The organism is Pseudomonas sp. G34, from assembly GCF_031119625.1.
Lineage (GTDB): Bacteria > Pseudomonadota > Gammaproteobacteria > Pseudomonadales > Pseudomonadaceae > Aquipseudomonas.
Genome location: NZ_JAVHZV010000009.1, coordinates 103,215 through 116,524 on the forward strand (window position 1 = coordinate 103,215; position 13,310 = coordinate 116,524).

The following is a 13,310-nucleotide window of genomic DNA, read 5'->3' on the forward strand; positions in this document are numbered from 1 at the left end:
GCAATGCAAAGGCCCGTCGCTGAGCGACGGGCCAGGTTCAAATGCACTATGGAGGCACCGTGAAAGCATTGCAAGGCGTTGAAGGGCAGGTGGAATGGGTCGATCGTCCCACGCCTGCCTGTGATGTAGGGGAAGTACGTATTCGCGTGGCGGCAGCGGGCCTGAACCGCGCCGACCTGTTGCAGCGGGCCGGTAATTACCCGCCGCCGCCGGGCGCCAGCGATACGCTGGGCCTGGAGTGTGCGGGTATCGTCAGTGAAGTGGGGCCGGGTTGTGATGACTGGCAGGTGGGCGATCGCGTTTGTGCATTGCTGGCTGGCGGCGGTGTAGCGGAACAGGTGGTGGTCGATGCGCGCCACGTGCTGCCGGTGCCGGAAGGCCTGTCGCTGCACGAGGCCGCTGCGCTGCCTGAGGTGTACGCCACCGCCTGGCTCAACCTGTTCCAGCTGGCCGGCCTGAAACCCGGCGAGAAGGTGCTGCTGCATGCCGGCGCCAGTGGCGTCGGTTCGGCGGCCATCCAGCTGTGCAAGGCCTTCGGCAGCAGCTGCTGGGTGACCGTCGGTTCGCAGGAGCGCCTTGCCTACTGCGAAAGCCTGGGCGCCAGCGGCGGCGCGATTCGTGGCAAGGACGGCCTGCAGGTGGCGGATGATTTCGGCCCGTTCGAGGTCATTCTCGACCCGGTTGGCGCCAGCTACGCCACGCTCAACCTCAAGCTGCTGGCGCTCGACGGCCGCTGGGTGAACATCGGCCTGATGGGCGGGCGCAAGGCCGAAATCGACATGGCGCAGGTGCTCGGCAAACGCATCCAGCTGATCGGCTCGACCCTGCGCAACCGCGATGACCTGTTCAAGGCCGAACTGCTGCGCGACCTGCGCCAGCACGTGTGGCCGCTGTTCAGCGAGGGTCGCCTCAAGCCGCAACTGGCCCGCACCTTCCCGATTGCCGAAGCCCACGAAGCCTACTCGACCCTGGAAGGTAACCAGGTCAACGGCAAGCTGGTGCTGGTCATCGATGACAGCTTGAGCTGAAGCCTGCCCGCCAGCGTCCACGCGGGTGGACGCTGGTGGGTATCCGCGCTGGGGCAGCCCCACGGCACGCTGATCAGACGGCGCGGGTCACGCCGCCATCCACCCGAATGTTCTGGGCGGTTGCGTTTCTCGCCGGCTCATTTAGCCCGCTAAACTTCGCGGCTCATGCCTTGCCTCGCGGCAAAACGGGCTCTGGCGCGGTCGTGTGGAAGTGTCAACAGGCCCTAGGCCTGTGGCACACTTGAGCGCCAGTGAAGCCGGGTTGTGAAGCGGCGTGTGTCGCTCGCCCGTGCACCGGTGCCGCCGGCCCTTTGTCGCGGTCAGCCCGGCCATCGCCAACAACAAGAGGAAGCAGCGTGCATAACGTCGTCATCAGCGGTACGGGCCTGTATACCCCGGCCAACAGCATCTCCAACGACGAGTTGGTGGCGTCCTTCAATGCCTATGTGCAGCAGTTCAATGCGGACAACGCCGAGGCCATCGAGCGCGGCGAGGTCGAGGCGCTGAGCGAATCGAACAGCGCGTTCATCGAAAAAGCCTCGGGCATCAAGAGCCGCTTCGTGATCGACAAGCAGGGCATTCTCGATCCACGGCGCATGGTGCCGTTGATCCCCGAGCGCGATAACGGGCAGTGGGGCATCCTCTGCGAGATGGCCGTGGCGGCTGCCGAAGAGGCGCTGGCTCGCGCCGGCAAGACAGCCGCGGACATCGACGGGGTGATCGTCGCCTGTTCCAACCTGCAGCGCGCCTATCCGGCGGTGGCCATCGAAGTGCAGGCGGCGCTGGGTATCCAGGGCTTCGGTTTCGACATGAACGTGGCGTGTTCCTCGGCCACCTTCGGCATCCAGGCGGCGGCCAACAGCATCCAGCTCGGCCAGGCGCGGGCGATCCTGATGGTCAACCCGGAGATCTGCACCGGGCACCTGAACTTCCGTGACCGCGACAGCCATTTCATCTTTGGCGATGCGGCGACCGCGGTGATTCTGGAACGCGCGGATCTGGCGACCTCCGAGCATCAGTTCGAGATCGTCGGCACCAAGCTGCTGACCCAGTTTTCCAACAACATCCGCAACAACTTCGGCTTTCTCAACCGCGCTGCCGACGAGGGCGGCTCGCTGGCCGAAGGTCGACTGTTCGTGCAGGAAGGGCGCAAGGTGTTCAAGGAAGTCTGCCCGATGGTCGCCGAGCTGATCGCTGCCCATCTGCAGGAGAATGGCCTGGATGTGGCCGAGGTGAAGCGCTTCTGGCTGCACCAGGCCAACCTCAACATGAACCAGCTGATCGCCCGCAAGCTGTTGGGTCGTGACCCCGAAGCCCATGAGGCGCCGGTGATTCTCGATACCTACGCCAACACCAGTTCCGCCGGTTCGGTGATTGCCCTGCACAAGCATCAGGATGATCTGCCGGCAGGCAGCCTGGGCGTGCTCAGCTCGTTTGGCGCTGGCTACTCCATCGGTAGCGTGATTCTGCGCAAGCGCTGATTACGTGTGGAGGAGGGGGCGCGAGGTTTACAAGCGCTGAGGAGAAGCTCCCGCCGGTGGCAGGAGCTTGGTTCATCAATTACGGCTTGGCCCATTTCAGGAAGGCGCTGCGGCTTTCCGGCGTCAGCAAATTCCACATCTGCTGCAAGGTGGTCAGGGTGGCGTCGTTGTGCGGCAGGGCTGCAGCCTGGGCCGGCGCGGGATGCAGCGCCACGGGCTGTGCGGCTTGTGCGGGAGCACTGCCCAGCGGGGCGACCGTGGTGGGCTGAGCGGCGATTTCGCTGGTACCCATCAGGGCTGCGAGTGCCGAGACGTTGCGATTGCCCTGTTGGGCCTGTTCACGTTCACCGGTGCGAGTGTTCACCGCCCAGGCCTTGAATTCATCTTCGAACTTCTTGGCTTCGGCCAGGTTCTCCGGGCGGTCGAACTCCAGGCGCCAGACATCGCCCGCTTTGCCGTCAATGTCGAAGATGGCGGTGCGGCCGCGCACTATTTCATGGCTGATGCCACCGGCAACGTCGAAACCGTACTTGTAGAAGGCTTGAACCTGATAGGCACCCGGCTGCAGCAGCAACTGCTTGTCATCCAGGTTGTAGGCAGCATTGGCCGCCGTATAGGGCTGGCCGTTGATGCTGCGGATTTCCAGTTCGCCAGGTACCACGACAGTCAGCACTTCGCTCTGCGGCTGAGGTGCACCGGGATACAGCTGAACTTTGGGCTGCTGGGCGCAAGCGGCCAGCAGACCGGCCAGGGCGATAATGAACAAGCGGCGCATGAAAACTCCTAGGGGCGAAGACCCGCCGATGCCCGGCGGTGTGGGGACGGTTACATTTCGAAAACGAGAATAAGACGGGTAGGTGTCAGTTAAATGACAAGCCGGGCTGTCCTCAGAGAACAGCCCGGCTTGTTTTCATTCCGATCCGCGAATGGGATCAGAAGTCGTAACGCAGACCTACGGTGAAGCCAGAGGCTTTCTCGCCCAGCGCGCGGTTTACCTCAACACCATTGACCGTCTCGATCGACTGGCCGGTAGGGTTGGCGGTACGCGACTGGCTCCACGGGGTGTAGGCAACCAGATCATCGTTGTCTACCACGGCGTAGTTGGCATAGACGCGTACGGCCTTGTCCAGCTTGTGCTCGACACCCACGACCCACATGGTGGCATCACGGTCCTTGGCATCGTTGTTATGGGTCATCCAGGTGGCTTTCAGCGCAGTGTTCTTGGCAACGGCGAATTCGCCACCCAGACCGTAGACGTCGAAAGTACCCTGATCACGTTGAGCGGAGGTGGTGGTGCTGACGCCTTCGAAATCAGTGGTCTGGTAGAAGCCGACCAGCTTGAAGTTGTCGACGATCTTGTAGGCGACAGCGGCGCGAATGGAGTCGGCCTCGCCACGCAGGGTGTCTTCTTCCACCTTCTCGTAGGCCAGGGAGGCTTCCAGCGGGCCGCCGATGTAGTTCAGCGAGGTGCTGAAAGCGTCGCTGTCTTCGTTGTTGCCGGTGTCGGTGATGTTCAGCGATTGGCCCTGATACATCGAGTAAGCCACTTTGACGTTGAAGCCAGAGAAATCCGGAGTGGTGTACTGGATGGTGTTGTCGTAACGCTCGTCGAGGCGGCCGGAGGTGACGCGAGCGAGGTTGTTCATGTCGCCGACCTGGTCACCGAACAGGTTGAACGGGCCGCGGGCCACCTTGAACGGGCTGTCGAAACGGCCAACCTGAATGGCGCCAAAGTTGCCGCCCAGGCCTACGAAGGTGTCACGGGTGGCGAAGCTGGTGCCGCCGCTGGAGGAGCCGGTGGTGAAGTTGATCTGTTGTTCGATCTGGAAGAAGGCTTTCAGATCCGGGTTGATTTCATGGTCGCCTTTGAAGCCCAGACGCGAGGAGTTGCTCGACAGGTTGGTTTCGGAATAACGGGCACCGTCATCGAGGTAGTCAACCGATACGTGCGCACGGCCGTAGATGCTCACGTCTGCCATTGCCACAGCAGGTACCGACAGTGCAGCACCAACAGCAACCGCAATCAACTTCATCTTCATTGAAAAAAGCTCCTTCGTTTATGAAACGCCGTCAGTGCCGGTGGCATGACATCGTCGGTTTGGACGGAGGCGATTATGGAAATCGGATGTGACAGATGGCTTGCTGTGGCGTGACATTTTCAAGTCTGTGGAACTTTTTTAGAATCAAACGGTTGCGTTATATGAAAGGCATTTTTGGCGGGCGCCGGCAGCGCTGTCGAAGAGGCGTAATTACGCGGCCGAACCTTATAGGTCGATTATTAAAGTTTGAGGATGACGGCGGTTGTGGTCGCCAGTAGGCGACGGCATCATGCTGGGCAACTGCCAGGGCTTGCCCTCGCTGGCGCGTTGCTGCAGCGCACCGGCCCCAAGATATTTTCTGCTGGAGCCTTGCCATGATCGTTCTTTTCGCCGATTCCTTGAACGGCGTGCCGCCTGCGAGTTGGGATGCGCTGTTGTCCAGCGACCAACCGTTTCTACGCCATGCCTTTCTGACCAGCCTCGAGGACAGCGGCAGCGTCGGTGGGCGTAGCGGCTGGCAGGCCGCGCACCAGGTGTTACTCGGTGCAGAAGGGCAGCCCCTGGCCGCGCTGCCGGCTTACGTCAAGCACCACTCCCAGGGTGAATACGTGTTCGATCATGGCTGGGCCGATGCCTGCCGGCGTGCCGGGATCGGCTATTACCCGAAGCTGCTCGGCGCGATTCCATTTTCACCGGTGACGGGCCAGCGCCTGCTGGGATCGCCCGAGGCGGCAGGGCAACTGCTCGATGGGGTGACCGCGACCCTGGAGGAACAGGGGCTATCGAGCCTGCATGTGAACTTCACCGACGCCGATAGCGATGCGCTGCTGCAGGGCCGTGATGGCTGGCTGCAACGCCTGGGCTGCCAGTTCCACTGGCACAACCGCGGCTACCGGGATTTTCAGGATTTTCTCGACACCTTGAGTTCGCGCAAGCGCAAGCAGATGCGCAAGGAGCGCGAGCAGGTGGCCGGGCAGGGCATCGTGTTCGACTGGCGCGAGGGCCACCAGTTGAGCGAGGCAGAGTGGGATTTCGTCTACCACTGTTACGCCAATACCTACCACGTGCGTGGCCAGCGGCCGTACCTGACCCGGGAGTTCTTCAGCCTGCTGGCCGAGCGCATGCCCGAGGCGATTCGCGTGGTGCTGGCCTGCCGCGGTGCCCAGCCGGTGGCCATGGCCTTCAGCCTGCAGGGGGGCGACAGCCTGTATGGGCGTTATTGGGGGTGCCTGGCCGAGTTCGATCGGCTGCACTTCGAAACCTGCTTCTATCAGGGCATGGAGCAGGCGATCGCGCAGGGGCTGCAGCGCTTCGATGCGGGTGCCCAGGGCGAGCACAAGTTGATTCGCGGCTTCGAGCCGACCATCACCCACTCCTGGCACTACCTGGTGCACGAGGGGTTGCGTGATGCGGTGGCGGGTTTTCTGCAGGAGGAGCGGCTGGGTGTGCTGGCCTATGCCGAGCAGGCGCGGGACATGTTGCCTTACCGGCAGGCGTGAGCGGTGCGCTGCGGTTGCCCGCAGCGCGCCAGCGCAGCACACGACCGATCAACCATCGTAGCGGCCGCCCCACTCGAGAAAACGCATCTTATGGGTCTCACCCTGGCTGTCGGTGAACACCATGATCACCGGCACTACGCCTCGCTTGTCGGAAACGTCGGTGCGGTACAGCACCTTCTGTACATCGACCTTCATGCCGTAGTGGTAATCCTCGGTCGGCAGGCCGGCACCCGGCTCGGGCTGGATGTTGGCGGCGAATACGGCGGGGGCGAGACTGGAGAGCAGGGCGGTGACAGCGGTTGCAACTTTCATGATGGAGTCCTCGATTGTTCGATGACCGGCAGCAGGATCGACCTATTCGATTGCGTTGCCTGGTGGACTCATATGACCAGCAAAGCCGAAGCGGCGGAAATTGATGGTCGTATTAGTGGGTATCATGAAAATTGATATTTGTTAGCTAGCTATCTAGTTGCCCCGACCGGCCCCGCCGAGCCGAGGTGCACTCGCCTCAGTCGACGCCGACGAAACCGCCGGTCTGGTGCTGCCACAGGCGCGCGTAGAGGCCGCCGCGCTCGATCAGCTCGGCGTGGGTGCCGGTCTCGATCACCTGGCCCCCGTCGATCACCACCAGGCGATCCATGCGCGCGATGGTCGACAGGCGGTGGGCGATGGCGATCACCGTCTTGCCGTCCATGAGGCTGTCGAGACTCTCCTGGATCGCCGATTCGACTTCCGAGTCCAGCGCCGAAGTGGCTTCGTCGAGCACCAGGATCGGTGCGTCCTTGAGCAGTACCCGGGCGATGGCGATGCGCTGGCGCTGGCCGCCGGAGAGTTTGACGCCGCGCTCGCCCACCTGGGCCTCGAAGCCCAGGCCACCCTGGCTGTCGTCGAGGGTGGCGATGAAACCATCGGCGCGGGCTTTGCGGGCGGCGGTCCACAGCTCTTCATCGCTGGCGTCGGGCCGGCCGTAGCGCAGGTTGTCGCGGATCGAGCGGTGCAGCAGGGAGGTGTCCTGGGTGACCACGCCGATATTGGCACGCAGGCTTTCCTGGGTCACCGTGGCGATGTCCTGGCCGTCGATGAGGATGCGCCCGCTCTCCAGGTCGTAGAGGCGCAGCAGCAGGTTGACCAGGGTCGACTTGCCGGCGCCGGATGGGCCGACCAGGCCGATCTTCTCGCCAGGGCGGATCGCAATGTTCAGGCCGCTGATCACGCCGCCTTGCTTGCCGTAGTGAAAGTGCACGTCGTCGAAGCGCACGCCGCCTTGCTGCACCTGCAGCGGCTTGGCGTCTTCACGGTCGAGCACGTGGCGTGGCTGGACGATGCTCTGCATGCCGTCCTGCACGGTGCCGACGTTCTCGAAAATGCCGTTGACCACCCACATGATCCACTCGGCCATGTTGTTGATGCGGATCACCAGGCCCAGGGCCAGGGCGATGGCGCCGGTGCTGATCAGCGATTCGCTCCACAGCCACAGGGCCAGGGCGCCGGTGCCGACGATCAGCAGGCCGTTCATGCAGGTGATCAGGAAGTCCAGGCTGGTGATGGTGCGCGACTGCAGACGGAATTTGTCGAGCAGCTCCTGCATGGCCTCGCGGGCGTAGCTTTCTTCCTCGCGCGAATGGGCGAACAGCTTCAGCGTTGCGGCGTTGCTGTAGCCATCGACCACCCGGCCCATCACCTTGGAACGTGCTGCCGAAGCAGCCGCCGAGCGCTCCTTGATGCGTGGCACGAAGTACCAGAGGGCCGCGCTGTAGCCGACGATCCACAGCGTCAGCGGCACGATCAGCCGCAGGTCGGCCGCGGCGAACAGGTACAGCGCGCTGCCGGCGTAGACCACCACGTGCCACAGCGCATCGATCACCTGCATGGCCGAGTCGCGCAGCGACGGCCCGGTCTGCATGACGCGCTGGGCGATACGCCCGGCGAAATCGTTCTGGAAGAACGTCAGGCTCTGCTTGAGCACGTAGCGATGGTTCTGCCAGCGGATCAGGTTGGTCAGCCCCGGGTTGATCGCCTGGTGGGTGAGCAGGTTGTGCAGGCCGAATACCAGCGGGCGGATGACCAGCGCCACCAGGGCCATCCACAGCAGCTCGCCCTGATGCTCGGCAAAGAAGGTGCGGGCATCGGCGGTAGCCTGGGCCATGTCGATCAGCTGGCCGAGAAAGCTGAACAGCGCCACTTCGATCACCGCCGCGAGGAAGCCGACGATCAGCACTACCACCATCAGCGGCCATACCTGCTTCAGGTAATGGGCGTAGAACCGCAGCATGCCGCTGGGCGGCGCCACGTCGGGGCTGGGTTTGAAGACGTCGATGAGGCTTTCGAAACGGCGAAACAACATGGGGTGCAGTCTGCTCTGGCGAATGATGGGTAGTGGCGTATGGAGACGGCTGCCGAGGGGCAGGAGCGCAGGGCACTGAGGTAACCCATGCGCTCAGGTGCGTGGGTTACCGGGGGAGGGTAGCAGTGTCAGAGGCGTTTGGCGTCGAGAATCACCACCGGGTCGACCGGCACGTTCTGCTGGCCGGCGCGGTTGGCGGTGCGCACCTGGGCGATACGGTCGACCACTTCCATGCCACGGGTCACCTTGCCGAATACCGCGTAACCGAAGTCGCGCGAGCCGTTATCCAGGAAGGCGTTGTCAGTGTGGTTGATGAAGAACTGGCTGGTGGCCGAGTCACGTACCTGGGTACGCGCCATGGCCAGGGTGCCGCGCACGTTGTGCAGGCCGTTGTCGGCCTCGTTCTTGATCGGTGCCTTGGTCTGCTTCTGGCGCATGCTCTCGTCGAAGCCGCCGCCCTGCACCATGAAGCCCGGAATCACGCGGTGAAACACGGTGCCCTTGTAGAAGCCGCTGTCCACGTAGGCGAGGAAGTTCTGGGTACTGATCGGCGCTTTCTGCTCGTCGAGCTGCACTTCGATTTCACCCAGGCTGGTGGTCAGCAGCACGGTGGGGTTTTCCGCGGCCATCAGGTGGGCGGTGAACAGCAGCGAGCAGGCGGTTAGGGCGAGTTTCTTCAGCATCGGGTCTAGTCCTTGGATGGGGTGGCGGCAGTGTTTTCGACTTCCAGCAGAAAGGCAAGCAGGCTGCGCTCGAACCGTTCGCGCAGGTCGAGCGGCGTGGCACGTGGAAAGCCGCTCATTACCCGCAGGCGGGTGCAAGGCAAGCCTTGGCTATGGACCTGCAGGTGCGACCGGCCTGGGCACCCGCGTAGGACAGGTGATAGGGCGCAGGCGTTCCGGTACGCGCCAGGCCGTGCAGCGCTGCTCGATATGGCCATTTACAGCGCTCAGGCCGGCGAGTCGGGCGCTTCGTCGAGCGGCGCCGCATCGAAACGCTGGATCAGGTCGGTGAGGATCTGCGTGGCCGGGCCCAGCGCCTTGTCCTTGCTGGCGTAGAGAAAGAACACCGGCTTGCGGTTGCCGCCCTTGTCCAGGGGCAGTGGCTTGAGCAGGCCATCCTTGAGTTCGCGCTCGATCATGTGCCGCGGCAGCCAGGCGAAGCCCAGGCCGCTGCCGACGAAGGTGGCTGCGGTGGCCAGGCTGCCCACCGTCCAGCGCTGCTCGGCGCCGAGCCAGCCCATATCGCGGGGCTGATGACGCCCCGAGTCGCGGATCACCACCTGCATCTGGGTTTCCAGGTCCTGGAAGTTGAGCTCGCGCTGCAGGCGATGCAGCGGGTGATCGGGATGGGCCACGGCGAGAAATTCCACCGGGCTCATTTCCGAACCGAGAAAGCCGGGAATGCTGTAGGCGCTGATCGCCAGGTCGGCGACGCCTTCCTTGAGCACTTCCTCGACGCCGGACAGCACTTCCTCGCGCAGGCGCACGCGGCAGCCACGGCTCTGCGGCATGAAGGCGGTCAGGGCGCGCACCAGGCGCGCGCTCGGGTAGGCGGCGTCGACCACCAGCCGCACCTCGGCCTCCCAGCCTTGTTCCATGTGGTGCGCCAGGTCTTCGAGCTGGCTGGCCTGCTTGACCAGTTGCCGGGAACGGCGCAGCAGCACGTCGCCGGCTTCGGTGAGCACCGCCTTGCGCCCGTCGATGCGCAGCAGCGGCACGCCCAGTTGCTCCTGCATGCGTGCCACGGTGTAGCTCACCGACGATTGCGAGCGGTGCAGCACCTCGGCCGCCTGGGCGAAGCCGCCGTGATCGACCACGGCCTGCAGGGTGCGCCATTGATCGAGGGTAACGCGTGGAGCCTTCATCTGTTCTCCTTCACCAGCGGCTGTGCACGGCCAGGCACTGGCTCTAAACTGACGGCCCACCTCGGAGGCTGGCCATGAAAAAATTCTGTTGCGCACTGCTTGCCTGCTTGCCCCTGGCTGCGCAGGCGTATCCCATCGAACTGGAAAAGCAGTTCAACGGCGCCGAAGTATCGGCGAGCACCCAGGAAATCGATCACAACATGGCTGCCGTACGGGTGCAGAACTACGGTCAGCGGGCTGCTTCCTGCAAGGCGGTGTTTCGCAACGGCCCCGAGGCGCCGCGCACCCGCAGCGTCAACCTGGCGGCCGGGCAAAGCGGCAACCTCACGGTAAAGTTCGCGCGCAGCATCATCCGCCTGCGCGTGCAGCTTGATTGCCAGCCCCAATAGGCTGATCAGACTAGGGTCAGCCGCCGGACAAATCAACTTAATCGATAGATAAGCGCTGATAATCATCGCTTTTTATCAAGATGCATCCCGCCGGCTCATGAGCCGGCCAGCCGTCACGGCGGCGGCGTGCCGGGTGGATTGTCTAGCGGCCGGCGAACCGTTATGGTGCGCCGCCCATCCGTGCAGCGCCGCGTGGCCCGCGCCGTCGCCGCAGCCCGAACGCCTTGGCGGCTGAACGGCACAGGGCGACTTTCCTAGTTTCGAGGTGCGCGATGACGCTTTCCGGACCCGGCGTGCTGTTCTCTGTCAGCGCCTCGATCCTTTTTGCCCTGATTCCCGGCTACGTACAGATGCTCACGCCGCTGGACGGCTTTCAGGTGTTCGCCCAGCGCGTGCTGTGGTCGATTCCGGCCGTGCTGCTGTTGCTCACCCTGCTGCGCCAATGGCCATTGTTGCTCAGTGCCCTGCAGCGCCTGCGCCGTGAGCCGCTGCTGCTGGCCGCCTTGCCAGTGACGGCGGCGCTGCTCGGCGTGCAGTGGTTCCTGTTCGTTTGGGCGCCGCTGACCGGGCATATGCTCGACGTGTCCCTGGGTTACTTCCTGCTGCCGCTGGCCATGGTGCTGGCTGGCCGGGTGTTCTACGGCGAACGCCTGCGCCCGCTGCAGAGGCTCGCCGTGGCCTGCGCCTTGGCCGGGGTGCTGCATGAGTTGTGGCAGTCCCAGGCATTTTCCTGGGTCACCCTGGTCACCGCGCTGGGCTACCCGCCGTATTTCATGCTGCGCCGCTGGATGCGCCTGGACGCACTGCCGGGGCTGATTCTGGAGATGCTGGTGATGGCGCCCCTGGCGATCTGGCTGATCGTCTACTGGGCGCCGGCCGGCATGTTCGCCGAGTACCCGCGCCTGTGGTGGCTGGTGCCCGGTATGGCGCTGCTGGGCACCATCGCCCTGGCGGTGATGATGGTCTCGTCGCGGCTGCTGCCGCTGGGCCTGTTCGGCATTCTCAGCTATGTGGAGCCGGTGCTGCTGTTTATGGTCAGCCTGGTATTTCTCGGTGAGCAGTTCGATTCCAAGCAGTTCCTCACCTACCTGCCAATCTGGTTGGCGGTGCTGCTGGTGGGCTGGGACAGCGCTCGCCTGCTGATCAAACAGCGGCGCATGCAACGGGCGGCCTGACGGCTTTCGCTGCTTATGCAGAGAAAGCATTCGGCCCCGAGGCGCGAACGCGGTAACCTATGCGGCTGATTTAGCATTTGCATCGAGGTTGCCCCGTGTTTGCCCAATTTGCCCTGCATGAACGCCTGCTCAAAGCCGTCGACGAGCTCAAATTCACCGAGCCCACCCCCGTACAGGCCGCTGCGATTCCTCTGGCGCTGGAAGGCAAGGACCTGCGGGTGATCGCCCAGACGGGGAGCGGCAAGACCGCGGCCTTCGTGCTGCCGATGCTCAACCGCCTGCTCGGTAACGGTAGCTCCAACGCCCGGGTCAGCGTGCGTGCGCTGATTCTGCTGCCGACCCGCGAACTGGCCCAGCAGACCCTCAAGGAAGTCGAGCGCTTCGCCCAGTTCACCTTTCTCAAGGGCGGGCTGATCACCGGCGGCGAAGACTTCAAGGTGCAGGCTGCCATGCTGCGCAAGATCGATATCGTCATCGGCACCCCTGGCCGGCTGATCGAGCATGCCAATGCCGGCAACCTGTTGTTCGACGATGTCGAGGTGCTGGTGCTCGATGAGGCCGACCGCATGCTCGACATGGGGTTTGCCGAAGACGTGCAGCGCCTGGCCGAGATGTGCGGTCGTGAACACCAGACCCTGCTGTTCTCCGCCACCAGCGGTGGCGCGGGCCTGCGTGAAGTGGTCGCCAAGGTATTGCGCGACCCCGAGCACCTGCAGCTCAACCGGGTCAGCGAGCTGGCCGAAGGCACCCGCCAGCAGATCATCACCGCCGACCACAACTACCACAAGGAACAGCTGGTCGAGTGGTTGCTGAGCAACGAGACCTACGACAAGGCGATCATCTTCACCAACACCCGTGCCCAGGCCGACCGCCTGTACGGCAAGCTGGTGGCCAAGGAATTCAAGACCTTCGTGCTGCACGGCGAGAAGGATCAGAAGGACCGCAAGCTGGCCATCGACCGCCTGCGCCAGGGCGCGGTGAAAGTGCTGGTTGCCACTGACGTCGCGGCACGCGGCCTGGATGTCGACGGTCTGGATCTGGTGATCAACTTCGATATGCCGCGCTCGGGCGACGATTACGTGCACCGCACCGGGCGTACCGGCCGGGCCGGTAACGAGGGGCTGGCGATCTCGCTGATCACCCACAACGACTGGAACCTGATGTCGAGTATCGAGCGCTACCTCAAGCAGCGTTTCGAGAAGCGTACCATCAAGGAACACAAGGGCATTTATCAGGGGCCGAAGAACCTCAAGGCCTCGGGCAAGGCCGTGGGTGCCAAGAAGAAAAAGATCGACCCGAAAACCGGCAAGAAGATCGCCAAGAAGCCCGCAGCGAAAACCCCGGCCAAGCGCAACACGGTGAACAAGCCGAAGAGCGATGCGCCGACCCTGGTCAGCCAGGACGGGCTGGCGCCGCTCAAGCGCAAGGCGCCGTCGACCGACGCCTGATCCCGGCAGCGCTTATCGACGGCCACGGCCGTCGGCAAGC

At 63.7% G+C, this 13,310-nt stretch carries 12 protein-coding genes; 6 read left to right on the plus strand and 6 right to left on the minus strand.

Going from position 1 to position 13,310, the window contains the following annotated elements:
* Nucleotides 1-59: 59 nt before the first annotated feature.
* Complete coding sequence (locus tag QYS36_RS05910) at nucleotides 60-1,028, plus strand: NAD(P)H-quinone oxidoreductase (RefSeq protein WP_308838604.1); 969 nt, start codon at nucleotides 60-62, stop codon at nucleotides 1,026-1,028.
* 356 nt (nucleotides 1,029-1,384) lie between these two features.
* Nucleotides 1,385-2,509 (plus strand): beta-ketoacyl-ACP synthase III, encoded by a 1,125-nt coding sequence (locus QYS36_RS05915; RefSeq protein WP_308838605.1) that lies wholly within the window; start codon nucleotides 1,385-1,387, stop codon nucleotides 2,507-2,509.
* Between the two features lie 79 nt (nucleotides 2,510-2,588).
* Here the strand turns inward: QYS36_RS05915 and QYS36_RS05920 are convergent, their stop codons facing one another.
* Together QYS36_RS05920 and QYS36_RS05925 are read right to left on the minus strand one after the other, a co-directional pair.
* Nucleotides 2,589-3,284, minus strand: coding sequence for a DUF2057 family protein (locus QYS36_RS05920; RefSeq protein WP_230123873.1), 696 nt, complete (start codon nucleotides 3,282-3,284; stop codon nucleotides 2,589-2,591).
* A gap of 157 nt (nucleotides 3,285-3,441) precedes the next feature.
* The gene (locus QYS36_RS05925; RefSeq protein WP_230123874.1) at nucleotides 3,442-4,548 is read right to left on the minus strand and encodes a porin; all 1,107 of its coding nucleotides are present in this window, start codon (nucleotides 4,546-4,548) and stop codon (nucleotides 3,442-3,444) included.
* Between the two features lie 374 nt (nucleotides 4,549-4,922).
* On the opposite strand from QYS36_RS05925, the gene QYS36_RS05930 reads away from it, so the two are divergent.
* A complete protein-coding gene (locus QYS36_RS05930; protein WP_308838606.1) occupies nucleotides 4,923-6,047 on the plus strand; it encodes a GNAT family N-acetyltransferase in 1,125 nt (374 codons plus the stop codon).
* A gap of 48 nt (nucleotides 6,048-6,095) precedes the next feature.
* On the opposite strand, the gene QYS36_RS05935 is transcribed toward QYS36_RS05930, so the two are convergent.
* The 4 genes from QYS36_RS05935 to QYS36_RS05950 all read right to left on the minus strand — a co-directional run bounded on the left by QYS36_RS05935 (nucleotide 6,096) and on the right by QYS36_RS05950 (nucleotide 10,258).
* A complete protein-coding gene (locus QYS36_RS05935; protein WP_230123876.1) occupies nucleotides 6,096-6,359 on the minus strand; it encodes a DUF2790 domain-containing protein in 264 nt (87 codons plus the stop codon).
* 196 nt (nucleotides 6,360-6,555) lie between these two features.
* Nucleotides 6,556-8,391 (minus strand): ABC transporter ATP-binding protein, encoded by a 1,836-nt coding sequence (locus tag QYS36_RS05940; protein ID WP_308838607.1) that lies wholly within the window; start codon nucleotides 8,389-8,391, stop codon nucleotides 6,556-6,558.
* Nucleotides 8,392-8,519: 128 nt separating this feature from the next.
* Nucleotides 8,520-9,074, minus strand: coding sequence for a peptidylprolyl isomerase (locus QYS36_RS05945; protein WP_308838608.1), 555 nt, complete (start codon nucleotides 9,072-9,074; stop codon nucleotides 8,520-8,522).
* Nucleotides 9,075-9,340: 266 nt separating this feature from the next.
* Nucleotides 9,341-10,258, minus strand: coding sequence for a LysR family transcriptional regulator (locus tag QYS36_RS05950; protein ID WP_308838609.1), 918 nt, complete (start codon nucleotides 10,256-10,258; stop codon nucleotides 9,341-9,343).
* Between the two features lie 74 nt (nucleotides 10,259-10,332).
* Here QYS36_RS05950 and QYS36_RS05955 point away from each other — a divergent pair, with 74 nt between their 5' ends.
* From QYS36_RS05955 to QYS36_RS05965, 3 genes are all read left to right on the plus strand, one after another.
* A complete protein-coding gene (locus tag QYS36_RS05955; RefSeq protein WP_308838610.1) occupies nucleotides 10,333-10,647 on the plus strand; it encodes a 3-phosphoglycerate kinase in 315 nt (104 codons plus the stop codon).
* A 272-nt stretch (nucleotides 10,648-10,919) separates the two neighbouring features.
* Entirely contained in the window at nucleotides 10,920-11,822 is a 903-nt protein-coding gene (rarD, locus tag QYS36_RS05960; RefSeq protein ID WP_308838611.1) for an EamA family transporter RarD, read from the plus strand.
* Nucleotides 11,823-11,917: 95 nt separating this feature from the next.
* Complete coding sequence (locus QYS36_RS05965) at nucleotides 11,918-13,270, plus strand: DEAD/DEAH box helicase (RefSeq protein WP_308838612.1); 1,353 nt, start codon at nucleotides 11,918-11,920, stop codon at nucleotides 13,268-13,270.
* Nucleotides 13,271-13,310 lie beyond the last annotated feature (40 nt).

What these genes read in the sequence shown, in the direction of transcription:
- QYS36_RS05935 (WP_230123876.1), bottom strand. Translation starts at nt 6,359, where the DNA reads ATGAAAGTTGCAACCGCTGTCACCGCCCTGCTCTCCAGTCTCGCCCCC.
- QYS36_RS05925 (WP_230123874.1), bottom strand. Translation starts at nt 4,548, where the DNA reads ATGAAGATGAAGTTGATTGCGGTTGCTGTTGGTGCTGCACTGTCGGTA.
- QYS36_RS05930 (WP_308838606.1), top strand. Translation starts at nt 4,923, where the DNA reads ATGATCGTTCTTTTCGCCGATTCCTTGAACGGCGTGCCGCCTGCGAGT.
- QYS36_RS05950 (WP_308838609.1), bottom strand. Translation starts at nt 10,258, where the DNA reads ATGAAGGCTCCACGCGTTACCCTCGATCAATGGCGCACCCTGCAGGCC.
- QYS36_RS05920 (WP_230123873.1), bottom strand. Translation starts at nt 3,284, where the DNA reads ATGCGCCGCTTGTTCATTATCGCCCTGGCCGGTCTGCTGGCCGCTTGC.
- rarD (WP_308838611.1), top strand. Translation starts at nt 10,920, where the DNA reads ATGACGCTTTCCGGACCCGGCGTGCTGTTCTCTGTCAGCGCCTCGATC.
- QYS36_RS05945 (WP_308838608.1), bottom strand. Translation starts at nt 9,074, where the DNA reads ATGCTGAAGAAACTCGCCCTAACCGCCTGCTCGCTGCTGTTCACCGCC.
- QYS36_RS05955 (WP_308838610.1), top strand. Translation starts at nt 10,333, where the DNA reads ATGAAAAAATTCTGTTGCGCACTGCTTGCCTGCTTGCCCCTGGCTGCG.
- QYS36_RS05940 (WP_308838607.1), bottom strand. Translation starts at nt 8,391, where the DNA reads ATGTTGTTTCGCCGTTTCGAAAGCCTCATCGACGTCTTCAAACCCAGC.